This is a genomic window from Polaribacter sp. Hel_I_88 (assembly GCF_000687935.1).
Lineage (GTDB): Bacteria > Bacteroidota > Bacteroidia > Flavobacteriales > Flavobacteriaceae > Polaribacter.
Genome location: NZ_JHZZ01000001.1, coordinates 2,408,762 through 2,435,734 on the forward strand (window position 1 = coordinate 2,408,762; position 26,973 = coordinate 2,435,734).

Below are 26,973 nucleotides of genomic sequence, written 5' to 3' on the forward strand. Positions count from 1 at the left end.
ATTAAAATAATAATTATGTTACATAAAATAAAAATATCAATACTTGTAGTCTTCGCTGCGTTTTTTGTATCCTGTGAAGATGATTTTTTGGAAACTACACCAACAGATGCTGTTACTCCTGCAATTGCATTGGGAACAGTTGAGGATATGGAAAAAGTTTTAAATGGAGTTCATAGTACTTTGTACTCACAATTAGCGGGTACAATTACAGGAGCAGGAAATACTCAAGCTGGTAATCAATTTTGGATACCTCTTGGAGATAATTTAGCTGGAGAATTAATACATTCTGCTGATGCAAACAACTTAGGTTGGAGAACTGCAATGCAATGGAATGCTCATACACAAGAAACATCTGGAGTTGTAGAAATATTATGGTATCATCGTTATAATACCATTTTACATGCTAACTTGTTAATTGAGAAAATTAGTTCTGGAGATTTACCTGTAACTCCACGTTTACGTGCAATTGAAGGACAAGCTTATGCTTATAGAGCGTACGCTTTGCTTTCTTTAGTACAGCATTATGCAAAAGGTTATTTAGTTGGAAACCCAGCAACAGATAAAGGTGTGCCAATTATTTTAGAACCACAAACAACTGGACCTAGAGCAACTGTAGAAGAGGTTTATAATCAAATTGGTTTAGATCTTGACGCTTCAATAGCTGCTTTTACTAATGCAGCTCCAAGAGCAACTGGAGATGCAAGAGATAAATCGCAATTAAATATTAATGTTGCACATGGTTTAAAAGCACGTTGGGCATTATCTAAAGGAGACTGGCAAACAGCAGCTTCTTCAGCTGTTGCTGCAAGACAAGGTTTCCCTTTAATGGATGAAGCTGATTGGAAATCTGGATTTAACACAAATAACTTATCTGAAGTAATTTGGGGAAGTAATGTTATTGGTGCAGAAACTACTTTTTTCCGTGCTTATTTTTACCTTGCTAGTAATACCTTTAATGGTAGTCAAATTAGAAATAATCCTAAGATTGCAGATAGAAGATTAATTGATGCAATTCCTGCAACAGATTATAGAGGTGACGTATTTATAAAAGATGCACCAAATACAAATACTTCTGCAGCAAATGGACAAGGAGGTTTTGCAAATGACCCTAATTATACTGATAGAGCTGTCTATAATGCAAGAGTTGCAGCAATCAAAAGTCAATATGGTTTAGTAAGTGGACATAATTTACACCCATACATGCACTTTAAATTAAAGCAAAAGAATCCAGGAAGTATCGATCCAGATGATGTTATAATTATGCGTTCATCTGAAATGTACTTAATTGAGGCTGAAGCTAAAGCAATGTTATCTGATGTTCCAGGTGCACAAGCTGCTTTAGGTCCATTAGGTCGTCAAAGAAATAGCGCTTACGATGTAACTTCTTTTAATACTCAAGCAAGTTTAATGGCAGAAATTAAATTCCAAAGACGTGTAGAATTATGGGGAGAAGGTTTTGGTTACACTGATAAAATTAGATGGGATGAAGCAATTGACCACGAAGTAAATGGTGGTTCTGGAGCATCTTTAACATTATATCAAAATGCATTTAAACAAGCTAAACCATCTGTAAATGATGATTGGATTTTCAAAATTCCTCAAGCTGAAATTGATGCAAATCCAAATATTACTCCTGCTGATCAAAATTAATATTATATATATTTAATTAGCATCAGTAAATAGTATTAAAGCCAAAACTTTTAAAGTTTTGGCTTTTTTTTGTTCTATAATTATTACTTTTTTAATTATTAGTGTTTTATAACTACTTAATCCTCTATGTATTGTTTATGTATGGGTAACCTTAACATTTATTTTGTATTACTGTTTGTATTTTTGTTACTTAATCTACAAGCATGAAGAATTTTTATATTTTAGTATTTCTATTTTTAAGCATAAATGTATTTGCTCAACAAATCATTCAAGATGATTTTGAAGGTAATGGAACAATTACCACTTGGGCAGGCGATGATTGTGATTTAAATACTAATTATGCAAACCCATTTAAAATAGGAATTAATACATCTTCAACAGTTTTACAATATGATGACACTGGAGGTTCGTATGCTAATATTCGATTTGACACATCATCAAACTTAGACTTATCTATAAAAAATACTTTCTCTATAAAGATTTATGTTTCGTCATCAGACATTACAGGAAATCAAGAAAATAAAGTTTCGCTTAAATTGCAAAATAACACTTTAGCAGAACCTTGGTCTACACAAACCGAAATTATAAAACCAATTGTTTTAAACACATGGCAAACTGTAGAGTTTGATTTTAAAAATGATGGGTATATCAACTTAAATGCGGGTTCAGCTACACCAGTTTCTAGAACTGATTTTAACAGGGTTTTAATTCAAGTAAATGGAGAAAATAATAAAGATCTTGTAACGGCTTATATTGATGACGTTTCTTATTACGAATCTACTTACATAAACCAAGATCCTGTATTTGATAGGTTAGTTTGGTCAGATGAATTTGATGGGCAACCTGGAGTTACTGTAGATTTAGATGACTCAAAATGGTTTAAACAAACCTATCCAATTCAAGGTGGACAGTCTTGGGCAAATGGAGAGATTCAGCATTATACTGATAGGATGGATAATTCCTACATCAGTAATGGAACTCTAAAAATATTGGCAAAAAAAGAAACCTATACAAATAATAATAATGTTACTAAAAACTACACATCTGCAAGATTGAATTCTAAATATGCTTTCACCTATGGAAAAGTAGAAATTAGAGCAAAAATGCCTTTTGGTGTGGGTACTTTTCCTGCACTTTGGATGTTAGGACAAAATATTACAGAAACAGGTGGTTATTGGGCAACAAGTCATGGAACTACTCCTTGGCCAGATTGTGGAGAAGTAGATATTATAGAACATTGGGGAGACAATCAAGACTTTGTGCAAAGTGCGCTTCATAACAGGTCTAGTTTTGGTGGAACTGTAAATAAAGGAGGTCAAAGAATTACGAATGCATCTACAGAGTTTCATGTTTATACTTTAGAGTGGAATGAAGATAAAATGATTTTTAGCGTAGATGGAAAAGTTCATTATACCTATAATCCATCAATAAAAAACATACAAAATTGGCCTTATAATGCACCCCAATATTTATTATTTAACGTAGCGATTTTACCAAATATAACAGCTGGTTTTACAGAAAGTGCTATGGAAGTTGATTATGTAAGAGTATATCAAGAGTCTACAGCTTCTGTATCTGAAAATGATAATTTACTAGATGTTTCGCTTTTTCCAAACCCGGTAAATAACGATTTAAATATCCGTTTTTCATCAGATTTAGGAAATACAAAAGGAACTATTTATTCCATAACTGGGCAAAAAGTGCAAGAATTTTACCTAGAAAACAGTGCCAAAAAAGTAGATGTTTCTAACTTGTCAAAAGGTGTTTATTTTTTAAGATTAGCATCAGATAAAGGAAATTCATCACATAAAATTATAAAAAACTAATTTTTTAAGAAGTTATTTATTAGGTGATTAAGAAAATATATGTATATTTATTTTTTAATCCCCCTTATAAATATGTCACGTATACTACAATTAGAAAAGTACAAAAAGCACTTACAAGAAAGCTATTTAAGTTTAATTGAAAAATCTGATAATTATCGATTCTTAGATGAATCTATAAGTGATTTAGCAGCTTTTAAAGCCATGAAGCTTTCAAAAAAATTAAGTCAAGTTGGTTATTTAGATCAAGAAGTTACCTATATCAATTAACTTAAAGTTGATTGTGTAGTTCTTTAAAGTATTTAAAAGCTTTTAGTAATCTAGAACCATACCAAGAAAAATATTCTCCATTCACTAAAATTATTTTTGTGGATGGGAATTTTTTTTGAAGTTCAGTAATATGGTTTGTTTTAAAAGGATAAGGTTCAGATGATAAAAAAATATAGTCTATTCTTTCTAAATTTTGGAGTTCTTTCAAGTCGATTTCTGGATATCTCTCTTGATTTTTGAAAATATTTTCGAACTTATTTGTATCTAATAAATAGTTTATAAACGTATTACTTGCAGCCACCATCCAAGGTTTTCTCCAAATAAAGTAAGCGACTTTTTTAATACTTTTATTTTCAATAAAGTTTAAAAAATTATTGTGTTTTTTGAGAATTTCTAAAATAATATGTTTTGATTTTGCTTCACAATTAAATATTTTTCCATATTGATGAATTAGTGCTAAAGTATCTGCAATTGTATAAATATCAGAAACATGTGTTATTGCAATTTCTCTGCAACTTTCTACAATTTCTTTGGTGTTTTCTTCTTTATTACAAAGAATAATATCGGGTTGAAGTGCTTTTATTTTATCAACTTTAATATTTTTTGTGCCACCAACAATCATTTTTTCTTCTATTAAAAAACTGGGGTGTACACAAAATTTAGTAATACCAACAATGCTATTTTGCAAGCCTAAATCTACCAGCAATTCTGTAATGCTGGGTACTAAACATATAATTCTTTGGGGAGTATTCTTTAATTCAAAAACGGTATTTATTTGGTCTTTGAATTTCATATAATTAATTTAAGATTATTTCCATTTCACATTGTAGCTCTTTGGCTTTCTGAGCAGCAACTACTGCAAAATCTTCATTATTTGAAGCGTAAATAATTCCTCTAGAATAGTTAATTAATAAGCCTACATTTTCTGATAAACCATATTTACATAGATCTTGCAAATTGCCTCCTTGAGCACCAACTCCAGGCACTAGTAAAAAGGAATTTGGTACAATTTTCTTGATGTTTTTCAAAAATTATAATTTTTTAAATTTAGTTTTCTGAATCATATAATTTTACAAACTAATATAATATTAAAGTAAAATTAATTTTTTTTATGTTTAAAGGAAATATTTTCAATTTTCTTAAACTATTACTAATTATTACTACTCTTTAAAAACTTCATATTGGTTTCTTAATCAAGAAAACTGTACAATTATTTATTTTAATATTTTAAAATTACAATTTTTGGTTAGATTAAGTGCTTTTTTTATAAGAAATGTTAAAATTTATTTATTTATGTTTTTTATTAATATTTAATGAATTTCATAATATTTTGATAATAATATAAAGATATCTGTTTTTTGTTAGTGTTTATTAAAAATTTTGTAGGGATAATTTTTTATTTTAAGAAAATTTTAAGAGATTTGGCAAAATTAATTCAAACAAACCAATGATGAAAACAAAGTTTAAAGGATTTCTAACGCTACTCTTAGCTTTAGTTGTGCAAGTTACTTTAGCACAAGAAAAAACAGTAACAGGAATTGTGTCTGAAGCTTCTGGACCTTTGCCTGGAGTAAGTGTTTCTGTAAAAGGAACAGGAACTGGAACAGAAACTGATTTTAATGGTAAATATACTATTAAAACAAAATCTGGAGATGTATTAGTCTTTAGATATTTAGGGTACAAGACTGTTGAGAAAAAAATAGCAAATTCTAACGTTATTAATGTATCACTAGAGGAAGATTCCAGCGCTTTAGATGAAGTTGTTATTGTAGCTTATGGTACACAATCTAGAGCTTCTATAACCGGTTCTGTTAGTGTTATTGATGCAAAACAAATAGAAGCAACAACTTTCTCAAATCCAGTAAAAAGTTTAGAAGGTTTAGTTTCTGGTTTGAGAGTTATTCAAGCTGATGGGCAACCTGGTTCTGATCCTATTATTAGGATTCGTGGTTTTGGATCTATAAACGCAGATAGTGCTCCGCTTATTGTTTTGGATGGAGTACCTTATACTGGAAGTTTAAATAGTATAAATCCACAAGACATTGCATCTACAAGTGTTTTAAAAGATGCGTCCTCAACTTCACTGTATGGTAATAAAGCATCGAATGGTGTTTTATTAATCACAACCAAAAAAGGAAGTAAAAATAGAACATTAGTTAGTGTAGACACTAGAATAGGTATTACTCAAAGAGGAGCAAAAGAATACGACGTAATTCAAGGTCCTGGAGAATTTTATGAGTCTTATCATAGTGTACTTGCAAATTCTGAATTTTATGCTCAAGGGCAAGCTGGAACTCCTGTTACCATTGCTCAGGCAAGACAAACAGCTTCTAATAACTTAATAGGTGCTTTAGGGTATAACTTATATGATGTTTCCGATGAAACCTTAATTGATCCTTTAACTGGTAGATTAAATCCTTCTGCAAATCTATTAGTAAACGATAGTTGGGAAGATGCTCTGTTTAGAGATCGAGCAACATTTAACTCTACAAATGCAAATATTTCTGGAGGTTCAGAAAACACGACATATTACTTTTCTCTAGGGACAGAAAATAATAATGGTTATACAGTAAGAAGTAATTTTAAAAGACACACTGCACGATTTAAAGTTAGTGCAAGTAATATTGCTAAAGTTATAACTTTAACTGGAGATGTTTCTTATGCAAAGTCTTACAGTCAATTTGTTCCTGGTGATGGTGGAAATACCTTTTCTAATGCATTCTTTTGGACAAGAAGAATTGCTCCTGTTTTTCCAGTTTATCAATATGATGCAAATTGGAACCCAATTTTAAATCCAAATAATCCAGGAGGTAGAGCATATGATTTTGGAGTTCCTCAAGACTTTGGGGGAGGAAATATAAGAGGTCCTAGAAATTATGCTCCAGGAGAACACCCACTTGCAGTTATAGAAAATTCAACAGTAACAAATGAAAAAGATAATTTTAATATAGGTTTTAGAGCAAAGATTGACTTGCCTTTAGATATTAAATTTGAATATGTAGCAAATCTTCTAACAGAAATAGATCAAGGTATCGATTTTACACGACCTGGTGCTGGTGCTTTTGCAGCCTCTCAAAATGGATTGTTAACAAACAATAGAAATAATTTCTCTGCATTTACAAACCAACAACTTTTAACTTGGAAAAAAGACTTTGGTCGTCATAGTTATGATGTTCTTTTAGGACATGAAACTTATGAAGAAAAATTTACTACTTTAGGTCTTACTAAATATAATATTGTTGGAGGTTTTAGCCCAATATTAGATAATACTTCTAAATATATTAGTGCAAGTAACTATAATACAAAATATACTACTGAGGGATATTTCTCTAGATTTATTTATGGATTAGATGATAGTTACTATCTTAACTTAACAGGTAGATATGATGCTTCTTCTGTGTTTGATCCTAATGTTCGTTGGGGGGCTTTTTGGTCTGCAGGTGCATCTTGGGTTATAAGTAATGAAGACTTTATGAAAGATATTTCTAATACTGTTACCTATGCAAAATTGGCAGCGAATTATGGTACTACAGGAAACGATAGAATTTTTTATCCAGATGGAGGAAGAAATTTAGTAGCTTATGAAAATCAGTATTTAGTAGATGAAAATAATGAGGAATTAACTGCACAATTATTGTACTTAGGAAATGACCAATTAACTTGGGAAAGAGCAGCTAGTTTTGATATTGCTTTAGAAATGAGTTTATTAAATAGGGTTAATTTATCTTTAGGATATTATAGAAAAGTGTCAAATGATCTTTTATTTAATACACCACTTCGTGTTTCTTCTGGAAACCCATCAATACCAGAAAACATTGGGTCAATGGTAAATAGTGGTATTGAAGTTGAAGTTGCTGCAGATGTGGTAAAGAAGGAAAAATTAAATATAAATATTAATGCAAACCTTTCTACATTACATAATGAAATTACAAAACTTCCAGTTGGAAGAGATTCCATTCAAAGTGGAAATTTCCGAAGAGTAGAAGGTAGAAGTATTTTTGACTATTTCTTGAGAAAATCTGCACCAGTAAATCCAGCAAATGGAAACGCTAGATGGTATAAAGTAGATCCTGCTACAGGCGAAGATGTAATTACAGAAGTATTTTCTGAAGCAGATAGATATTTCTTAGATAAAAAAGCAATACCAGCTATTACAGGTGGTTTTGGTACGAATGTTCAAGTAGGTAATTTTTCATTGGCTGTTCAATTTGCATATCAATTAGGAGGTTATGGTATAGATAATGAGTATTTTGGATTGTTAGGAGCAACTACAAATGTTACTAATTTTGCAGACTATGACAAAACCTGGACAGTAGATAACCCAACAGCTAGTTTACCAAGAGTAGATCCACTAGAACCAGATCAATATAGATTAACAGATATGTATTTAGTAGATCAAAGTTATCTAAGTATTAGTAATATTAATTTTGGTTATCTATTCCAAAACGAGACTATAAAAAAATATAACATAGATAGCATTAGATTATATGGTACAGTAAATAATGGCTTCTTACTGTATAGTGCAAGACAGGGTTATGACCCAAGATTAAATACAGTAGGTTCTTCATCAGCAGAATTTGGTGCCAATAGAACTCTATCAATGGGATTAAATATAAAACTTAATTAAACATAATATTATGAAACGAAATAAATTTTTTAAAGTAAAAAATATAAAATACTTCGCATTGATTTTTATTGCAGTATTTGGTATTTCATGTGCAGATTTAGATCAAAGTTTTGAAGACGAAAGATATCTAACTACTACTCACTTCAATGAAATTTCAGCAGCTGGTGGTACAGTTGGTATAGAGGCTATAGATGGCGCTATCCTATCTTACTTTAGAGATGGAGAAGGAGGAGAAATTGAGTTTGGAATGAAGGCAATTGATCTTGGAATGGATTTAAGAAGTAATGATATAGATATGAGTAGAAGCACTTGGTTTGGTGCTTGGAATAGGTATGATAATACTATATTAACATCTGGGGATAATGATTTTATTTGGACATTTTTTTATAGAATTATTAAAGATGCTAATGAAGTAATTAATTTAATTCCTGATACTGCTACAGATCAAAATGTAATTGCTTTTAAACACAAAGCATATGCATACAGAGGAATTGCTTATTTTTACTTGTTAAGAATGTATCAACACACAAGAGCATCAGATTCAGAATTGTCTATTCCATTTAATAATGGTGCAGAGCTTGGTTCTCCAAAGATGCCTGTTGGTGATGTTAAAAAACAAATACTTGATGACTTAACACTAGCTTATGAAGGGTTAAGCAATTACAGCAGACCAAGTGTAGAGATCGTAGATGCAAATGTAGCAGCTGCTTATTTAGCAAGATATCACTTAACGTACGAAAACTGGTCAGAAGCAGAAAAATTTGCAGACATTGCAATGAAAGTTGGGTCTTTAAGTACAGATGTAATGCATGGTTTTGATGAGATTTCTTTATCAGAAACAATATGGGGTGCAGAAGTAACTGCAACTACTTCTGAAGTTTACCAAACTTTCTTTTCTCATATAAGTCAAATAAATGATGGATATAGTGGTTGGAATCATTTTAAAACTGTAAATTCTAATTTATACAATATGATACCAGATACAGATAGAAGAAAACAATGGTTTGCAGACCAACAGTATCCTTCTGGGGTAATAATAGTTCCAGGTACATGGACACACTACAATATTACTCCTAAATACACAAGTTTAAAGTTTATTGCACAACCAGGACCAGGTGTATTTATTGGAGATTATATTTATTTAAGAAATGCAGAGTTTTACTTAACTAAAGCAGAAGCTTTAGCTAAACAAGGTAAAGAAGCAGAAGCTCAGCAAGTATTATTTGATTTAAATACAACCAGAGATGATTCTTACGTGAAATCTACAAAAACAGGTCAGTCCTTAATAGATGATTTTATTATATCGTAGAATTGAATTATGGGGAGATGGATTAGCTTCTTTTGATATGGCAAGAAATGGGGTTGGACTAAACAGAAGAGATGGAAGGGAAAACCTAGTTCAGCCAGGAGCTGATCTTGTAATACCTGCATTAGATCCTAAAATGATTTTTGAAATTCCTCAAAGAGAACTTGATGGAAATCCAGATATTAATTAAGAATAATTTTTTAAAATATATATTAAACCAGAGAAATTATTTCTCTGGTTTTTTTATGTATATAAATTTGGTTTAATAGCTAATGTTGCCAAAAAAATAGTATGTAATTTAAGATTTGTAATTAAACTCCTTAAATCAAATAAAAATTAATAAAAGACAAAAAAAGTTTTAGTTCTCTTTAGATTTTTTATTAGAATTATTAATTATAAAGCTTTTAAACTATTATTAATGTAACTAAAAAGAGTGATCACCATAAAACTGGTTTAAGATTATTGCCATTTCAGATTGTAACTCTTTGGCATTCTGAGCAGCAACTTCTGCAAAATCTTCATTATTCGAAGCGTAAATAATTCCTCGAGAAGAGTTGATTAATAAGCCTACATTTTCTGATAAACCATATTTACATACATCTTGCAAATTGCCACCTTGAGCACCAACTCCAGGCACTAGTAAAAAGGAATTTGGTACAATTTTTCTGATTTCCTTAAAATAATCAGCTTTGGTTGCACCAACAACATACATTAGGTTTTCAGAATTTTTATAGGTTTTAGAGGTTTCTAAAATATGTTTATACAATTCTTCCTCGTCAATTTTTTTAGTTTGATAATCAAAAGCACCTTCATTAGAGGTTAACGCTAATAGAATAGTGTGTTTGTCTTTAAAAGCTAAAAAAGGCTCTACAGAATCTTTACCCATATAAGGTGCAACAGTCACAGAATCGAAGGCTAAATCGTTAAAAAAAGCTTTGGCATACATAGTTGAAGTATTGCCAATATCACCACGTTTTGCATCAGCAATTGTAAAAATTTCTGGATGATTTTTATTGATGTATTTTATGGTTTTTTCTAAAGACTGCCAACCTTTAATTCCATAAGCTTCATAAAAAGCTGTGTTAGGTTTGTAAGCCACACATAAATGATGAGTAGCATCTATAATGGCTTTATTAAACTCAAAAATAGGATCCTCTAAAGCCAATAAATGTGTTGGAATTTTATCTAAATCTACATCTAAACCAATGCATAAAAACGATTTTTTTTGATTTATTTGTGATACTAATTGTTGTGTTGTCATTACTTTTACTTAAAGTTTTACAAAAATACTATTTTTAACTTTTAAGATTCGTTAGTTATTCATTTTTAATTGACATATTTCATTATGAAAAAAATATTTCTCTTATTATTTATTGTTTTTGTAGGGTGTTCAGACGATCCTAAAGAATTTTCTGAAGAAGCTAATTTAGAAATGTTAATTGGTTTAGACGATTCTAAAATTACGCTGAGAGAAGTTTTATATCAACAAAAAGGGAAAAAAATATTTATTGATGTTTGGGCTTCTTGGTGCAAAGATTGCGTTATTGGTTTCCCAAAAGTAAAGGAATTACAAGCGGAATTTCCTGAGGTTGCTTTTTTGTTTTTATCAGTAGATATTAGCAATCCTTCCTGGAATAGAGCCATCGAAAAATACAATTTAGTGGGCGAACATTATAATTTACCAAAAGGAATGGAAGAAGGTGATTTTGTTGATTTTGTAAACTTAAATTGGATTTCTAGGTATATGGTTATTGATGAAAAAGGAAAAATAGAAGTTTTTAGAGCTATAGATCCATTAGATAAAAAAATTATAAAAGCATTAAAAAAAACTAAATAAATCGTTTTAGTAAGTATTTATCTTAAAGAACGATAATTATTTTTCATTTTGTTAAATTTACATCATATAAAAAAGTATAAAATCATGAGACAAAAAATAGTAGCTGGAAATTGGAAAATGAATGCTGATAAAGCTGAAACGAAAGCACTTATTAAAGGAATTAAAAAAGCGATTAAAAAATTAGCTTTAAAAAACACGAGAGTAATCATCAGTCCTTCTTATGTTAATTTATCTACTGCCATTAAAAGAGCTGATAATTCTAAAATAGAAGTTGCTGCACAAAATATGCACCAAGCAAAAAGTGGCGCTTATACAGGTGAGGTTTCTGCGGATATGCTAAAATCTATAAATGTTAAAACGGTTATTATTGGGCATTCTGAAAGAAGAGAATATTTTAATGAAACTGATGCACTTTTAGCAGAAAAAATGGACGCTGTTTTAGCAAATGGCTTAGAAGCTATTTTCTGTTTTGGTGAGAAGTTAGAAGAAAGAAAAAGCGAAAATCATTTTAAGGTTGTTGAAAGTCAGTTAAAAAACGCGTTATTTCATTTAGAAGCTGCAAACTTTAAAAATATTGTTTTGGCTTACGAACCAGTTTGGGCAATTGGAACAGGAGAAACTGCAAGTCCAGAACAAGCACAAGATATGCATGCTTTCATAAGAGAAACCATCAGCAAAAAGTTCGGAAAAGAAGTTGCTGAGAATGTATCAATTTTATATGGAGGAAGTGTAAAACCTGCAAATGCAGAAGAAATTTTCTCTAAACCAGATGTTGATGGAGGTTTAATTGGTGGTGCCTCTTTAAAAGCTGAAGACTTTACTGCGATTATAAAAGCGATATAAAAATAATTTTATAGGAGTTTATTAACGAAACTTCTTCTAAAAACTAATAAATTTGCGTCAAGATTTAAATCTTGACGCATTTTTTATGATGGATAATATTTATATAGAATACAATTTTACAGTTTCGCCAAAAGAACCTGCAACAGAAATTTTAATAGCAGAATTGGGCAATGTTGGTTTTGAGAGTTTTGTTGAAAATGAAAACGGAGTAACAGCATATATTCAAAAAAGTGAATGGACAGAAACTATTTTAGAGGATATTTTTGTGATAAATTCTGATGAATTTTCAATTGAATACAATCAAAAAGAAGTGGAGCAAACCAACTGGAATGCAGAATGGGAAAAGAATTTTACACCAATTCAAGTTGATGATTTGGTGAGTATTAGAGCTCCTTTTCATGAAAATCCTGATTTAAAATATGATATTGTCATAGAACCAAAAATGAGTTTTGGAACTGGGCATCATGAAACTACACACATGATGGTGCAGCATTTATTGCAAATGGATTTAGAGAATAAGAAAACGCTAGATATGGGTTGTGGAACTGGAATTTTAGCAATTTTTGCTGAAATGAAAGGAGCAAAACCAATAGATGCTATCGATATTGATACTTGGTGTTATGAGAACTCCATAGAAAATGTGGAACGTAATAACTGTAGCAATATTGCTGTTTATGAAGGAGATTCAGCACTTTTAGCCAATAAAAAATACGATGTGATTATTGCTAACATCAACAGAAATATTTTATTAATGGATATAAAAGTGTATGCAAACTGTTTAAATGATAAAGGCGTGCTTTTACTAAGTGGATTTTATCAAGAAGATATTCCTATAATTGATGCAGAAGTTTCTCGATATAATTTAAAATTAGATACTTTTATAGAAAGAAATAATTGGGTTGCATTAAAATACAATAAGTTGTAATTTTACAAATATGAGTACAAAAGAAAAAATTCAGGAAGATGTTGATGTCTTAGAGCAAGAAGTATTTCAGCATGAAATTGTTTTACACAATGATGATGTAAACACCTTTGATCACGTAATTGATTCTTTAATAGATGTCTGTGATCATACTTTAGAACAAGCAGAACAATGTGCAACTTTAGTGCATTACAAAGGAAAATGCACTGTAAAGTCTGGTGAATTTAAAGATTTAGAACCAAGATGCTCTAAGTTATTACAATTAGGTTTATCAGCAGAATTGATATAAGTATGGAAAATGTTTTAAAGTATTATGAATTCTCTGATTTTATAAAAGATAAATCGGATTCTTTTTCTGGTAATGAAATTTCTTATACAGAATTAAATAAGACACATTTTTTAATTTTTGAAAAAAATCAAGAAACGTACAATTTATATGTTTCAAAATTTAAAAATAGCAAAGAAATTGGTGTAAAGCCACCAGAAATACTAGAACTACTCGTAGAAAACTACGACAAAAGTATTCCTGAACATAGAATTGCAATCAAACAATATTTAAACTAAAACCGAGAAATTTCTCGGTTTTTTTATGTTAATAACTAAAATGTGACTTTTTAAAGAAAATTGTTTCTAAAAAAAAGAAACATAAATATGAATAAATATTATTATGTAATATTTTGAAAAATTGTAAAAATAGTAGTAGTTAGTTTTATACTAAGTTTGGTTAGTGAAAAAGTCCTTAATGATGTTAAGGGCTTTTTCTATTCTTTTGAAGTAAATTTCTGTAATTTTCAAAAATTATTTAGAAGAAAAATAAAAATTTTACTTTATGGAAATCCTTAAATCGATAAAATTCAGCAAATTGTAAGGAAAAAAAATCAGCAAATTCCTATTTATTAGGAAAGTGCTGATTTTAGAAGTGACCACGATAGGATTCAAACCTATAACCTCTTGAGCCGTAATCAAGTGCGCTATTCAGTTGCGCCACGTGGCCTTTTTGCGGGTGCAAATATAGTAGCATTTTTTTAAATTAAGAAATCTAAAACGTTTTTTTACGAATTAATTTGCTCTTTGTATTTATTTATAATTGGTTGCGCTTTTTCTACATCGGAATTTAAAATGAATAAATCTATAGATTGTCCTAATGGTCCAAATCCACTAACTTTGCTCATATTAATGTTATCTTTAACGATGGAAGTGATATTTTCTTCTTCCAATAAAGATTTTAGCCTATTAATTATAATAGAAGATCCTGAGAATATTTTTACATGTTCATTTTTCATAATTTTAGTTTTAAATGTTAATCTAATGCATTCATAGTTACATAAGCTCTCCAACCAATAATTGCCAATTGTAGTTTAGAGGCTTTAGAAATATCCAATTCTTTTTTGGTAAAAGAAGGTAATATTGCTTTGTTAATTTTTGCCAAGGTTTTAAATACTTTCTTCTTCATTTTGGTTTAATTAAACGTCAAATTTACTAAAAAATAACAATTCATTTTTAAGTAAAGTTGTACTCTTTAAAAGCTTAGAAAACAACAAGTATAATAACATCCGAAATAGTTTTGATAATTTTTAAAGCGATAACAACCATAATAGTTTCAATTTTTAAGTTAGTAAATTTTAGTTAATTGCGCAACTGTTTTTCGAATATAATGCTATCAAAACCTAACAACCAAAAACTTTTAATATAATTTTTTAATTTGGTTTTATGTTTATAACTAAAAAGTTTGTTATTGTTTTAATATGATACTACTATTACTTGTTTATAATTATGATATGTAATATAAATTATAAGATGTTGTTTTATAGTATTACAAAGTAAAGGGTGTTTTGTATTTGTTTTTAAATACTAAAGGGAAAATGATCATTTTTAACGTAAAATATAGCTTTTTCATTTTTTTGACTTCACTATAAAGTGATAAAAATGTATCTTCGCATAAAAGAAATTATATGAACTTTTTACTAATTATTGGTGGTTTAATATTGTTGATTTTAGGCGGAAACTGGTTGTTAAAATCAGCAGTTGCTTTATCTTTAAAATTAAATATTTCTAAAGTTGTTATTGGTATGACAGTTGTATCTTTTGCAACATCTGCTCCAGAACTTATTGTAAGTATTAATGCAGCTTTAAATGGCTCATCAGATCTAGCTTTAGGAAACGTAATTGGTTCTAACATCGCAAATTTAGGCTTGGTTTTAGGTATTACCTTGCTTTTAGGATCTATGACAGTTCAAAAAGGTTTTTTCAGAACAGATTGGCCAGTAATGATGATTGCTTCTGGTTTGCTTTTCTTTTTTTTAGCAAACAATAATGTTATCGAACTTTATGAGGGTATTTTTCTATTTGCCTTTTTAATTATTTTTTTAATTTATCTTTTACGAACTCAAAAAAATATAGATGTTGATGAAATTTTAGAAGAAGAAATTTTATTACCAAATTATAAAACGGTCTTTTATTTAATTATCGGAGGTATTGGGCTTTATGGAGGTTCTGAGTTGCTAATTAAAGGGGCAACTTCTTTAGCGTTAGAATTTGGAGTTACAGAACGTGTAATTGGAGTAACAGTGGTGTCTATTGGAACAAGTGTGCCAGAATTGGCAGCTTCCATCATTGCCATTATCAAAAAAGAAAAAGCAATTTCTTTAGGGAATTTAATAGGTTCAAACATATTTAATATTTTGGCTGTTATTGGTATTACCTCTATCATTACACCAATTTCTCTATCTGATGAAAGGCTATTAACAAGTGATATTTATTGGATGTTAGGCATTTCATTTATTTTGTTACCCATGGTTTTTATTCCTAAAAGGTTCAATTTAAATTGGAAACACGGAATTATTTTACTCATTGGTTATGGTTTCTTTATTTATAAAACGCTGTAAAAAAAGCATAGGTTTTCAGTTATTTAACACAACTTCGTTATGAGAAATATTGCATTCATATTTATTTTATCACTCATTATTTCTTGCAATTCAAATGATAAACGTCCAATAATGGGCGAAACTGAATATCAGCAACACTTAAATGCAAATTTTAAAGACGCAACAACATCACCTTTAAAAAAGAAAGATTTAAAAAATTTTAAAGGACTCGATTTTTTTCCTGTAGATTCTACTTTTATTGTGGTATCAAAATTCACAAAAATCGAAAATTCTCCAATTTTTAAAATGCCAACCAATACTGGCAGAGAACCTTTTTATAAAGAATATGGTGTTTTGAATTTTACCATTAAAGGAGAGGATTTTCAACTTACTTTGTATCAAGATCAAGATGAAACTTTAGATGAAAAATTTAAAGACGATTTATTTTTACCTTTTACAGATAAAACTTCTGGAAATGAAACCTATGGAGCAGGTCGTTATATAAATCTAAAAACTACAGACATCAACAACGATGGAACTTTTCTCTTAAACTTCAATAATTCCTACAATCCTTATTGTGCTTATAACGAAAAGTTTTCTTGTCCATTAACTCCAAGAAAAAATCATTTAGATATGGAGATTAAAGCTGGAGTAAAAAACTTTAAAAAGTAGATTTTTTTGGAGCTATTTCCTGCTTTTCATTATATCTTTTTTATGCTGAATTTATTTCAGCATCTGTCTATTTTTAAGAACTAATTTGATTACTTTTAACAGATACTGAATCTAGTTCAGCATAAAAAAGGATGCCATTTCAATCAGGGCTAAACTTGTTTGCAAGCTATTCGTTTTTAAGAAAAGTAAAACCTAATTTAATGGTATTTTAAGAATAAAACTTAAGATTACTCTTATTTATGATATTAGGCGTCTATAGAAATACTGCTTTTTGAATCCAATTCAATAGCATTTGCTAACGTTTCTAAATGCTGTTTTCTAACTTTTAACTTTGTTTCAGCATGTGCTTTTTTGTTTAGTTTTGTAAACATTTGTGCAACTTTAATAGCTGTTGGCATTAAGTGGTCTTCAGGAACAATGATATCTAAAAAACCAGCTTTTACAGCATCTTTAGAACTGAATATTTCTGCATTATTTACACTTCTATTCAAATACACTTCAGACAAACGAGCATTTGCGATGGCAATTCCTGCATTGTGCATGGTCATACCAATCATCACTTCATTTAAGCCAATTTTAAAATCGCCTTCAACACCAATTCTGTAATCTACAGATAATAATAAAAATGCACCTTTTGCAATGGCATGACCATTACAAGCCAGAATAATTGGTTTAGGAAAAGACAACATTCTATGAGATAATTGAGATCCTTTTGTAACCAATTCTAAAGCAGTTTCAGGCGATTTTGTCATCACTTTTAAATCGAAACCACCAGAAAAAATTCCTTGAGTTCCTGTTAAAATTACAACTTTATCTTCTTGCTCAGCTTTGTCTAAACTATAATTTAAACCAGCAACAACTTCGTGCGAAATTGCATTTGCTTTTCCATTATTAATAGTAATAATTGCGTAATTTTCTTCAGATTGATAGGTTACAAATTCGTTCATTTATGATGTTTTTTAATTTCATTTTTATAAGTAAATAAAGAATACAATGAGACTAAAGCCCAAGCACCCTCTAAAATTACAAAAGGTATATAGTTTATTAATATTGAGGCAATACATGCCATAATTGAACCACTTAAATTTAGTGAAATAAAAATTAAGTTGTTAGGTTTTATTGTTTTTATAACTGTTAGAATGTATGCTAATAGAATTTGAAAAACACCCACAAAACCAATCCAATCAATAAAACTCATGTTTAAAATTTATAGAAACTTCACTAAATACAATCCTGCAAAAACTGCTAAAAAACCAATGACAAAACTTATGATAGTGTAGATTGCAAAAGAGGTAAAGTCTCCAGATTTTAAAAATAGATGATTTTCGTAAGCAAATGTAGAGAATGTTGTAAAACCACCACAAAAACCAGTGGCTAATAACAACGTTTGATTTTGAGAAATCGCGTCGCTTTTGGCTGCATAACCTAGAATAAGACCTATTAAAAGGCTTCCTAAAATGTTTGCTGCAAAAGTTCCATAAGGAATTCCATTTTCAGAATTATTTAGCCATTTGCTAATTACATAACGTAAAACACTACCAAAACCACCACCAATAAAAACCAGAATTAAATTTTTCATTATAGTTTTATGTCATCAAGATCTCTCCAGTTTTTCTTTTCAACAATAGTTCCATTGTTTAAAATCATAATTCCAGGATTAGATCTAATCATTGTTTTTAGCGTAGTTTCATCACAAAATAAAATTTCAAAAGGAAGTTGATATTTGTTTTTTGTTAGTTGAATAATATCAGAAAAAGAAGCAGAAACTCCATATACTTTATATCCTTCTTGCAACGCTTCCTCTGCTTTTGTTTTAATTTCAGGAAAAGCTTCATAATCAGATTTATCTAAACTAGACATGATCACCAACATTACTTTCTCCATTTTTAAGATTTGTGGCGCTAAATCATTTTGAGAATCTTCTAACATAAAATCGTGAACAGGAGGTATTTTTCCATCATTTTTATATTCCATTCCTTCAGGAATATTTTTGCCAATAGCATAGGCTCTAAAATCGATAATTGGTAAATGAGTTAAAACATGATAAGTAATAAAACTAGAAATTATAAGTGATGCAATTACTATCAAACCAGGATTTGCTTTGGGTAAAACAGGTTTTATAAATCTAATTTTTGCACCAATAAAGAAAATTAAAATGGTTAAAATAACATCTTTTGTGAAGGTTTCCCAAGGAGTTAATTTGATGGCATCTCCAAAACAACCACAATCTGTAACTTTGTTATAATAGGCAGAATACCAGGTTAAGAATAGAAAGAAAAGAATTATTAATTTTAAGGAATTCACTGTAAATTTAGCTTTCCAACCCACTAATAAAGCAACTCCTAAAACAATTTCTGCAATAATTAAAAAGATAGCAAAAGGCAATGCATAAGGAATTAGAAACTCCAAATTTAAAACACCTTCAGAAAAATATTCTTCGAATTTGTATTGAGAACCAATTGGATCTACCAATTTTACAAAACCCGAAAATATAAATAAGGTTCCTACTATTATTCTTGCAATTTGGACTAGTAATTTCATATTTATTTATTTGGATATTTATATTTTACTTCTTTCTCTTTTAAATTTAAATAATAAATAGAGAAATAAAGTTTCTTTTTAATATCCTTGTAATCATTTATAGAAAGTTTTTGTGTTTCTATTATATTTAGTGAAGAAGACAATTCATTTGATAAATTAAAGTTTTCGTAAATATTTTTAAAGAATATATCATTATTTACATCTCCCGTTTTTTTCATGAATTTTGAATACTCACCAAATAAATTAATAACATACCAATCTCTTTTTTTAGATTTACCTGTTATATCATCTCCAGTAACTGGATGTATCCAAATTTCTTTAAAAAAGTTTGAATCAATTTTTTTATAAAGCTTTTCTTGTAGCTTATAGTTTATAGGAATTGTAATAAATTCATTATTTTTAGTTTCGTAATTTTTAAATGCTATATTAATTTTTTCTTGATTAAAATTTAAGTAACATTCTTCTTTAGGTAAGTTTTTATCTGAGCAAATTTGACTTTCAAAAAAATCAACAATTCTTGCTAAATCTTTTAATTCATTATCAGTAAAAGATTCAGAAAGTAATTTATCTGCTTTCATTTCTTTGTAAGTCAAATTTTCTTTTTTATCACAATTGATAAAAAGTAAGATTGATAAAAAGTAAATTAGTTTTTGCATCAAATAATATTTAAATATTAGTATGATTTGTCATTTCGATTTTAGGAGAAATCCCATAACAGTGATTTAGAAAATTGAGTTACTTTATGTGATTTTTCCCTTAGGTCGAAATTACAAAACTGTATGTCAAAATTTATAAAATGCTTTCTTAATTGTTTATAAATAAGAAACTCCCAATTTTGAACCTTAAATCTTAAACTTTGAACTTTTTATCCCAAATGAATCATCGCAAAAACAGCATAATTTATCATGTCTTGGTAATTGGCATCAATGCCTTCAGAAACCAATGTTTTTCCTTTGTTATCTTCAATTTGTTTTACACGTAATAATTTTTGTAAAATTAAATCTGTTAAACTAGAAACACGCATTTCTCTCCAAACTTCTCCATAATCATGATTTTTATTCATCATTAATTCTTTGGTTGCTTTTAAATGTTTATCGTACAAAATTGTTGCTTCCTTAGTATTTAAATCAGGAGTTTCTACCACGCCTTTTTCTAGCTGAATAAGAGCCATTATTGAGTAGTTGATAATACCAATAAATTCCGATTTTTCTCCTTCAGCTACTTTTTGGACTACATTTTCTTGCAACTGTCTTATTCTTTGTGCTTTAATAAATATTTGATCTGTTAACGATGGCAAACGTAAAATTCGCCAAGCAGCACCATAATCAGCCATTTTTTTGATGAATAAACTTCTGCAACCTTCAATTACAGCATCATATTGTTTAGATGTATCTTGCATTTTTTCGTAAAAGTATTTGCGTAAAAATAGTAAAACTTACACGCAATTCGTTTATTTTTACTCGAAATTTATCAACCGAAAATTTTTAAAATAATGAATAGAATTGTTGTTTTTTGTGGGTCAAGTTTGGGGTTTAAACCAGTTTATAAAGAAGCTGCCATAGAACTTGGAAACTATTTTGTAAACAATACTATTGGGTTGGTTTATGGAGGAGGAAAAATAGGAATGATGGGAGCTTTGTCAGATACAATTCTATCTCAAAAAGGTGAAGTTATTGGCGTAATTCCTAAATTATTAGAAAAAGAAGAGGTGCTACATGCAGGAGTTGAAGAAATGATTATTTGCAAAAATATGAGCGAACGTAAAGTAATTATGAGCAAATTAGTGGATGGTTATATTACACTTCCTGGAGGTTTTGGCACGTTAGATGAATTGTTTGAAGCATTGACCTTAAATCAATTGCATATTGAGCAAAAACCTGTAGGACTTTTAAATATAAACGGTTTTTTTGATGGAGTTTTAATGCAGATTGATAAAATGGTAGAAGAAGGATATGTAAGACCAGAAAATAAAAAGTTATTGATTGTTGAAGATTCAGTTGAAAAACTTTTAGACAAAATGAACAAATATATTGCTCCAGAAATTAGTCACGTAATCAATAAAGTAGTTAGTTAAAATGACGATAAATTGTAAAGGAACCTTAGTGGATTTATCATCACCAAAAGTGATGGGAATTTTAAATATTACTCCAGATTCTTTTTATGATGGAGGAAAATACAAAGACGAAAGTGCTATTTTAACTCAAGTTGAAAAAATGCTTTTTGAAGGTGCCACTTTTATTGATGTTGGTGCGTATTCTTCAAGACCAGGAGCAAAACATATTGCTGAAGTAGAAGAATTACAAAGAATACTTCCTGTAATTGATTTATTGATAAAAAACTTTCCTGAAATTATACTTTCTGTAGATACTTTTAGAAGTAAAGTTGCTATAGAAACTGTAAATGCTGGAGCAGCAATCATCAATGATATTTCTGGAGGAAAAATGGATGCCAACATGTTTGAAACTGTTGCCAATTTGCAAGTGCCTTATGTTTTAATGCACATGTTAGGAACTCCACAAAATATGCAGAAAAACCCTGTTTATAAAGATGTTGTTGAAGAAATTATTTCCTTTTTTGCAGCACAAATTTTTAAATTACATCAACTAAAATTAAACGATGTTATTATTGATGTTGGTTTCGGATTTGGAAAAACCGTAGCTCATAATTTTGATATTTTGAAGAATTTGTCACTTTTCAAAAATTTAGATACGCCTATTTTAGCTGGTGTTTCAAGAAAATCGATGTTGTATAAAACCTTAGATATTTCTGCAAAAGAAGCTTTAAATGCGACAACTTCAGCCAATACAATTGCGCTGTTAAATGGCGCAAATATTTTACGAGTGCATGATGTAAAAGAAGCTGTGGAAGCTGTGAAAATTGTTGAGCAGGTTTTGTAGGTTTATTATTTTGTTAGTGGTTTTTTTACACAGAGATTCGAAGAGGGAAATTGTAGTATTAAAAAAGAGATTCACAGAGAGAGCCTCATAGTAAATAAAAACTCGTCTTTGCGAGTTTTTACGAAGCAATCTCTTTCATTAATGAAATAACCAAATTAAAAAAAACAGACCCAACAATTACTCTTTAATTACTAAACTATATCATAAAAAAAAATCTATGGATGAAAGACTTAAAAAATTCCCACTTTTTATAAAAGCTAACGAAATTTACGAATTGGTTAGAAAAGTAGCAGATTTAGTTGAAAAATACGATGAAGATGCTGATGCTGAAAAACAGATGCTACAAGGTTACAAAGATTATATGTACGAAAGTGCTTTGATAATTCCTGCAAAAATTGCGGGTGCTTTTGATGAAAATATGTTGTATGATTTAAAAATGCAAAATGCCACCATTATTAGAAAAGAAGCACGATCTATTTTAGCAAATACTTCTGGAATGAAAATGTTAGGTTTTAAGGATATCGATTATTTAGAGTTGATAAGAAATGAAATTGAGGAATTCAGGATTTTGTTTGCAGAATGGGTAAAAACTTTTGATGAATGGAATTATATTATTGACAGATGGGGTTTGTTTAATCCTCCAGGTGTAAATTATGACGATTTTGATATTGATGATGAATTGCCTTTTGATAATCCATTTTTGGATGATGAAGATTAAAATTTAACACAGAGATTCGCAGAGGGAAGTTGTAGTACGAAAAAAGAGATTCACAGAGGAATTTTTAAATTAAAATAAAACTTGTTTTAAAACAAGAAACAACTAAAAATTCGTCTTTGCGAATTTTTACGAAGCAATCTCTTTTCTCGAAGAAAATATGCTGGTTAATTTGTTTAGTAATGAGTCAGAATTTTTGGTTTACGCTTCAAAAAAGTTTTATAAAGAATAAGTGTAATTGAATTTTAAACAAGAGATTGCTTCGATTTACGAAAAAGTAAATCTCGCAAAGACGCTACTTATATTTCTTTTTGATTTTTTAAAAATAAATTAGTTTAAGTTTAGCTTTTAGACAGCAAACAAGTCTAGCCCTGATTGAACGACCTGTTTGAGCTCTTTTTTATGCTTTGTTAAATTTTTAATACCATTTATAAAAGGTGAAATTACTTATAAATAATTACGGATGTTTAAATAAAATCAGCATAAAAAAAGCGAGTAGTGAAAGCAGGAAATAGCTTCAAATAATTCTAAAAAAGACATCGTAAAATAAGTTTTTCTTAACAAATTTTCTATGTAAATTTGCAAACTATGCAAGAAACTACAAAACATCAATTAACTGACTGGTTACCAACAACGAACAGAGAAGTAAAAATTCGTGGTTGGGAAGAATTAGACGTGATTTTATTTAGTGGAGATGCGTATGTGGATCATCCATCTTTTGGACCAGCTGTAATTGGACGAATTTTAGAAAGTTACGGTTTAAGAGTCGCGATTGTGCCTCAACCAAACGTAAACGATAATCTACAAGATTTTGAGAAATTAGGAAAACCAAGATTGTTTTTTGGAGCAACTGGAGGTTGTATGGATCCTATGGTTTCTAATTACACAGCAAGCAAAAAAAGACGTGATAAAGATGCGTATACTCCTAATGGAGATAAAGGTTTTAGACCTGACTATGCAACGTCTGTATATTCTAAAATATTAAAGGAAAAATTTCCTGATGTGCCTGTTTTAATTGGCGGAATTGAAGCTTCTTTAAGACGTGTTACGCATTATGATTACTGGTCTGACAAGTTGTTGCCAACAATTTTGGAAACCTCTAAAGCAGATATGTTGGTGTATGGAATGGGTGAGCAACCTTTGCGTGAAATTGTAACATTGTTGCAAAAAGGGGTTCCATTTTCGAGCTTGAAAAACATCAAACAAACTGCTGTTTTAATCGATCAAAAACAAGAAAAATTACCAGTTGTAAATGATTGGGAGGATGTAACTATCAACTCTCATACAGCTTGTTTAAATGATAAAAAAACGTTTGCTTCTAACTTTAAAGTGATTGAGCAAGAATCAAATAAATTAAAAGCAAGACGAATTTTACAGGAAGTGGAAGGAAAAACTTTGGTGATCAATCCTCCTTTTCCAACCATGACAGAAAAAGAAATTGATGGTTCTTTCGATTTGCCTTTTACACGCTTGCCACATCCAAAATATGATAAGCGTGGACCAATTCCTGCTTTTGAAATGATAAAATTCTCAATAAATATTCACAGAGGATGTTTTGGAGGTTGTAGTTTCTGTACAATTTCTGCACATCAAGGAAAATTTATTGCGAGTAGAAGTAAAGAATCTGTTTTAAGAGAGGTTGATAAAGTGGCTAATATGCCAGACTTTAAAGGCTATTTATCTGATATTGGTGGACCTTCTGCTAATATGTATCAGATGAAAGGAAAAGTACAATCTATTTGCGACAAATGTGTTGCACCAAGTTGTATTTCGCCTGTAATTTGTTCTAATTTAGATACGTCTCACAAGCCATTAACGGAATTATATCAAGCAGTTGATAAACACCCAAAGATTAAAAAATCTTTTATTGGTAGTGGAATTCGACATGACATGTTAGTGCCTGAATTTAACAAAAATGCAGATCCAAAAGAATTAGATGAGTATACAGAAGAAGTGATGACGAATCATGTTTCTGGGCGATTAAAAGTGGCTCCAGAACATACTTCTGATCCTGTTTTAAAGTTGATGCGTAAACCTTCTTTTACGTATTTTCATAAATTTAAAGAGCGTTTTGATAAGATAAATATTAAGAAGAAATTGAACTTACAATTGATTCCTTATTTTATATCAAGTCACCCAGCAAGTGAAGTGGAAGATATGGCAAATTTGGCTGCTGAAACTAAAAATATGGGCTTTCAGCTGGAGCAAGTTCAGGGTTTTACACCAACTCCAATGACAGTTGCTACTGTTATTTATTATTCTGGTTATCATCCTTATACTTTAAAACCAACAAGAACTCCAAAGACAAAAAAGGAACGTGAAGACCAACATAGATTTTTCTTTTGGTACAAAAAAGAAAATAAAGATTGGATTAAAAACACGTTAACTAAAGTTGGGCGATCTGATTTGTTACAAGTTTTATTGCCAGAAAATAATTCCTGGAAAAAGAACAAAACAAAGCACAAAACTGCACAACATACTTTTGATGATGCAATACCTTTTAATAGAAGGAAAAAGAAAGTGAGTAGAGCTCCTAAAAAGAGGAGGTAGGTTTTTTGTTGATTTATATTTTGGGTTTTATTTTAATTTTTTTCATTCAAATATTCCCCTAAAGAAAAACCCATACTTGCACAACCTTGCAAAAGATAACCACCTGTTGGAGTATCCCAATCTAACATTTCACCAATACAAAATTGATTTGGTATTTTTTTGAGTTCGAAATTACTAGAAACTGCGTTTAAATCGATTCCACCAACTGTAGAAATAGCTTCGTCAATTTTCGCAGTGTTGGTGATTTCTAAAGGAAATTTTTTAATGTTTTCTGATAAAGATTTTACGTCTAAATATGATTCTTTAGAAAGGTATATTTTTAACAAATCGATTTGAGCTAAACTCAATTTGAGCTCTTTTTTTAAAATTTGTGTGGTGTTTTTATAGGTTGATGCTATTATTTTTGAATACACATTCTCTAAAGTTAAAGAGGGTTTTAAATCGACAAAAATTGTTGCTTTTTTATGCTGATGAAGTTGTGCTCTAATTTGTGGACTTAATCCATAAATGGCATTTCCTTCTAAACCAAATTCAGTAATAACAGTTTCCCCTTTTTGCATTTTTACATCACAAGAAATAGTGATATTTTTTAAAGGAGTTCCTTCGTGTTTATCAATGAAGTTCGGTTTCCAATCAATTTCAAATCCACAATTGGAAGCCTGAAAAGGAACAGTTTTAATATCTTCTTCAGAAAATATTTTTCTCCAAACTCCATCAGAACCTGTAATTTTCCAACTTGCTCCACCCAAACAAAAAATAGTATAATCTGATTGAATAGATTTACCGTTAATTATTGGTTTGTTGTTTTTATCCCAATCAGAAAAAGTATGCTCGTAATTTATGGCAACACCTTTTTCTTTCAGGTGCTTTAAAATGGCATTTAAAACTTCAATGGGTTTTATGCCTTCTTTTGGGTAGACTCTTTTGCTACTTCCTATATAAGTGGGAATTCCGATTTTATCAAGCCAATTTCTAAAATCTTTATTTGTGAAATTTTCTAAAGATTTTTCCAAAAAATCAGTTGGTGTATACTTTTTAATAAAGGTTTCAAGTAGTTCTGAATGCGTCAAGTTAAAACCACCTTTACCAGCTACTAAAAATTTACGGCCTGTAGTTTTATTTTTTTCATAAATGGTAATTGTAAACTTTTCAGCATTTAAAGTTGATGCTAGTAAAAAAGCTGACATTCCACCACCAATAATCGTAATTTTTTTTTTCATCAAAAGGGATGTGTACAAAAAAATAAAACTATACTAATTAGATAGTTAAATATATTTTTAAATATTTGGTTTATTTTTCCTCAAAGGTATATAAACTAAATTATTTAAGGTAAATTTTAAATATTTTAGTTAAAACAAGTACATTTAATTTCTTCAGAAAAACTGCAAATAGAAGTATAGAACATAGTTTAAAAAACATAAAATGTATTCCGCATTTGTTGAATTTTATTTTACGA

Annotated in this window: 28 protein-coding genes, 1 tRNA gene and 1 pseudogene; 17 read left to right on the forward strand and 13 right to left on the reverse strand. The window is 29.6% G+C overall.

Translation table 11 applies throughout. The annotated features are described in order from the left end of the window. The first annotated feature begins 15 nt into the window (after window positions 1–15). The 3 genes from P161_RS0110885 (at window position 16) to P161_RS0110895 (ending at window position 3,743) form a co-directional block, all read left to right on the forward strand. Window positions 16–1,650 carry a RagB/SusD family nutrient uptake outer membrane protein gene (locus P161_RS0110885; protein WP_026777026.1) on the forward strand — a complete coding sequence of 545 codons (1,635 nt, stop codon included), beginning with the start codon at window positions 16–18 and terminating at the stop codon, window positions 1,648–1,650. A 203-nt stretch (window positions 1,651–1,853) separates the two neighbouring features. Then, entirely contained in the window at window positions 1,854–3,476 is a 1,623-nt protein-coding gene (locus P161_RS0110890) for a family 16 glycosylhydrolase (RefSeq protein WP_026777027.1), read from the forward strand. Window positions 3,477–3,548: 72 nt separating this feature from the next. Continuing rightward, on the forward strand, window positions 3,549–3,743 hold the full coding sequence (locus tag P161_RS0110895; RefSeq protein ID WP_026777028.1) for a hypothetical protein: 195 nt from the start codon (window positions 3,549–3,551) through the stop codon (window positions 3,741–3,743). A gap of 1 nt (window position 3,744) precedes the next feature. On the opposite strand, the gene P161_RS0110900 is transcribed toward P161_RS0110895, so the two are convergent. After that, window positions 3,745–4,536 (reverse strand): ABC transporter substrate-binding protein, encoded by a 792-nt coding sequence (locus P161_RS0110900; protein WP_026777029.1) that lies wholly within the window; start codon window positions 4,534–4,536, stop codon window positions 3,745–3,747. Between the two features lie 4 nt (window positions 4,537–4,540). Further along, a pseudogene (locus P161_RS0110905) lies at window positions 4,541–4,810 on the reverse strand (hypothetical protein); the annotation flags it as partial. Between the two features lie 383 nt (window positions 4,811–5,193). On the opposite strand from P161_RS0110905, the gene P161_RS0110915 reads away from it, so the two are divergent. Genes P161_RS0110915 through P161_RS19910 form a run of 3 tightly spaced genes read left to right on the forward strand, consistent with a single transcriptional unit; the run spans window position 5,194 to window position 9,866 of the window. Next, window positions 5,194–8,370: a SusC/RagA family TonB-linked outer membrane protein gene (locus tag P161_RS0110915; protein ID WP_026777031.1), complete on the forward strand. Its 3,177-nt coding sequence runs from the start codon at window positions 5,194–5,196 to the stop codon at window positions 8,368–8,370. Between the two features lie 10 nt (window positions 8,371–8,380). Next, complete coding sequence (locus tag P161_RS18390) at window positions 8,381–9,679, forward strand: RagB/SusD family nutrient uptake outer membrane protein (protein WP_231494734.1); 1,299 nt, start codon at window positions 8,381–8,383, stop codon at window positions 9,677–9,679. Further along, a complete protein-coding gene (locus P161_RS19910; protein ID WP_231494735.1) occupies window positions 9,660–9,866 on the forward strand; it encodes a hypothetical protein in 207 nt (68 codons plus the stop codon). Before P161_RS18390 ends, P161_RS19910 begins: the two co-directional genes overlap by 20 nt. Before the next feature lie 234 nt (window positions 9,867–10,100). Here P161_RS19910 and pyrF read toward each other — a convergent pair whose 3' ends face one another. Continuing rightward, the gene (gene pyrF, locus P161_RS0110925) at window positions 10,101–10,937 is read right to left on the reverse strand and encodes an orotidine-5'-phosphate decarboxylase (RefSeq protein ID WP_026777032.1); all 837 of its coding nucleotides are present in this window, start codon (window positions 10,935–10,937) and stop codon (window positions 10,101–10,103) included. 84 nt (window positions 10,938–11,021) lie between these two features. On the opposite strand from pyrF, the gene P161_RS0110930 reads away from it, so the two are divergent. From P161_RS0110930 to P161_RS0110950, 5 genes are all read left to right on the forward strand, one after another. Beyond that, window positions 11,022–11,513 carry a TlpA disulfide reductase family protein gene (locus tag P161_RS0110930; RefSeq protein WP_026777033.1) on the forward strand — a complete coding sequence of 164 codons (492 nt, stop codon included), beginning with the start codon at window positions 11,022–11,024 and terminating at the stop codon, window positions 11,511–11,513. Between the two features lie 84 nt (window positions 11,514–11,597). Further along, the gene (gene tpiA, locus P161_RS0110935) at window positions 11,598–12,356 is read left to right on the forward strand and encodes a triose-phosphate isomerase (protein ID WP_026777034.1); all 759 of its coding nucleotides are present in this window, start codon (window positions 11,598–11,600) and stop codon (window positions 12,354–12,356) included. A gap of 88 nt (window positions 12,357–12,444) precedes the next feature. Beyond that, on the forward strand, window positions 12,445–13,281 hold the full coding sequence (prmA, locus tag P161_RS0110940) for a 50S ribosomal protein L11 methyltransferase (RefSeq protein ID WP_026777035.1): 837 nt from the start codon (window positions 12,445–12,447) through the stop codon (window positions 13,279–13,281). 10 nt (window positions 13,282–13,291) lie between these two features. Beyond that, window positions 13,292–13,567 (forward strand): ATP-dependent Clp protease adaptor ClpS, encoded by a 276-nt coding sequence (locus P161_RS0110945; protein WP_026777036.1) that lies wholly within the window; start codon window positions 13,292–13,294, stop codon window positions 13,565–13,567. Between the two features lie 2 nt (window positions 13,568–13,569). After that, entirely contained in the window at window positions 13,570–13,842 is a 273-nt protein-coding gene (locus P161_RS0110950; RefSeq protein ID WP_026777037.1) for a hypothetical protein, read from the forward strand. Between the two features lie 356 nt (window positions 13,843–14,198). On the opposite strand, the gene P161_RS0110955 is transcribed toward P161_RS0110950, so the two are convergent. The 3 genes from P161_RS0110955 to P161_RS0110965 form a co-directional block, all read right to left on the reverse strand. After that, window positions 14,199–14,272, reverse strand: a tRNA-Arg gene (locus tag P161_RS0110955). A gap of 58 nt (window positions 14,273–14,330) precedes the next feature. Beyond that, window positions 14,331–14,561, reverse strand: coding sequence for a DUF2007 domain-containing protein (locus P161_RS0110960; protein WP_026777038.1), 231 nt, complete (start codon window positions 14,559–14,561; stop codon window positions 14,331–14,333). A gap of 17 nt (window positions 14,562–14,578) precedes the next feature. Next, on the reverse strand, window positions 14,579–14,731 hold the full coding sequence (locus tag P161_RS0110965) for a hypothetical protein (protein ID WP_026777039.1): 153 nt from the start codon (window positions 14,729–14,731) through the stop codon (window positions 14,579–14,581). A gap of 499 nt (window positions 14,732–15,230) precedes the next feature. On the opposite strand from P161_RS0110965, the gene P161_RS0110970 reads away from it, so the two are divergent. After that, entirely contained in the window at window positions 15,231–16,163 is a 933-nt protein-coding gene (locus P161_RS0110970; RefSeq protein ID WP_026777040.1) for a calcium/sodium antiporter, read from the forward strand. A 39-nt stretch (window positions 16,164–16,202) separates the two neighbouring features. After that, window positions 16,203–16,814, forward strand: coding sequence for a DUF1684 domain-containing protein (locus P161_RS0110975; protein WP_026777041.1), 612 nt, complete (start codon window positions 16,203–16,205; stop codon window positions 16,812–16,814). A gap of 245 nt (window positions 16,815–17,059) precedes the next feature. Here the strand turns inward: P161_RS0110975 and P161_RS0110980 are convergent, their stop codons facing one another. The 6 genes from P161_RS0110980 to P161_RS0111005 form a co-directional block, all read right to left on the reverse strand. After that, window positions 17,060–17,761, reverse strand: coding sequence for a crotonase/enoyl-CoA hydratase family protein (locus P161_RS0110980; protein WP_026777042.1), 702 nt, complete (start codon window positions 17,759–17,761; stop codon window positions 17,060–17,062). Continuing rightward, window positions 17,758–18,012, reverse strand: coding sequence for a hypothetical protein (locus P161_RS0110985; RefSeq protein WP_026777043.1), 255 nt, complete (start codon window positions 18,010–18,012; stop codon window positions 17,758–17,760). The genes P161_RS0110980 and P161_RS0110985 overlap by 4 nt, the downstream gene beginning before the upstream one ends. Window positions 18,013–18,021: 9 nt before the next feature. Beyond that, entirely contained in the window at window positions 18,022–18,393 is a 372-nt protein-coding gene (gene crcB / locus P161_RS0110990; RefSeq protein ID WP_026777044.1) for a fluoride efflux transporter CrcB, read from the reverse strand. After that, entirely contained in the window at window positions 18,393–19,355 is a 963-nt protein-coding gene (locus P161_RS0110995; protein ID WP_026777045.1) for a DoxX family protein, read from the reverse strand. Before P161_RS0110995 ends, crcB begins: the two co-directional genes overlap by 1 nt. Window positions 19,356–19,357: 2 nt before the next feature. Then, window positions 19,358–20,011, reverse strand: a complete 654-nt coding sequence (locus P161_RS0111000) for a hypothetical protein (protein ID WP_026777046.1) — start codon at window positions 20,009–20,011, stop codon at window positions 19,358–19,360. 209 nt (window positions 20,012–20,220) lie between these two features. Then, complete coding sequence (locus P161_RS0111005) at window positions 20,221–20,754, reverse strand: DUF1599 domain-containing protein (RefSeq protein ID WP_026777047.1); 534 nt, start codon at window positions 20,752–20,754, stop codon at window positions 20,221–20,223. 93 nt (window positions 20,755–20,847) lie between these two features. Between P161_RS0111005 and P161_RS0111010 the strand changes: the two genes are divergently transcribed. From P161_RS0111010 to P161_RS0111025, 4 genes are all read left to right on the forward strand, one after another. Further along, complete coding sequence (locus P161_RS0111010) at window positions 20,848–21,429, forward strand: TIGR00730 family Rossman fold protein (protein ID WP_026777048.1); 582 nt, start codon at window positions 20,848–20,850, stop codon at window positions 21,427–21,429. 1 nt (window position 21,430) lies between these two features. Further along, window positions 21,431–22,252 carry a dihydropteroate synthase gene (gene folP / locus P161_RS0111015; RefSeq protein WP_026777049.1) on the forward strand — a complete coding sequence of 274 codons (822 nt, stop codon included), beginning with the start codon at window positions 21,431–21,433 and terminating at the stop codon, window positions 22,250–22,252. A 217-nt stretch (window positions 22,253–22,469) separates the two neighbouring features. Then, the gene (locus P161_RS0111020) at window positions 22,470–22,970 is read left to right on the forward strand and encodes a hypothetical protein (protein ID WP_026777050.1); all 501 of its coding nucleotides are present in this window, start codon (window positions 22,470–22,472) and stop codon (window positions 22,968–22,970) included. Between the two features lie 585 nt (window positions 22,971–23,555). After that, window positions 23,556–25,517, forward strand: a complete 1,962-nt coding sequence (locus tag P161_RS0111025; RefSeq protein WP_026777051.1) for a YgiQ family radical SAM protein — start codon at window positions 23,556–23,558, stop codon at window positions 25,515–25,517. A 32-nt stretch (window positions 25,518–25,549) separates the two neighbouring features. Here P161_RS0111025 and P161_RS0111030 read toward each other — a convergent pair whose 3' ends face one another. Beyond that, window positions 25,550–26,737: an NAD(P)-dependent oxidoreductase gene (locus P161_RS0111030; RefSeq protein WP_026777052.1), complete on the reverse strand. Its 1,188-nt coding sequence runs from the start codon at window positions 26,735–26,737 to the stop codon at window positions 25,550–25,552. Window positions 26,738–26,973 lie beyond the last annotated feature (236 nt).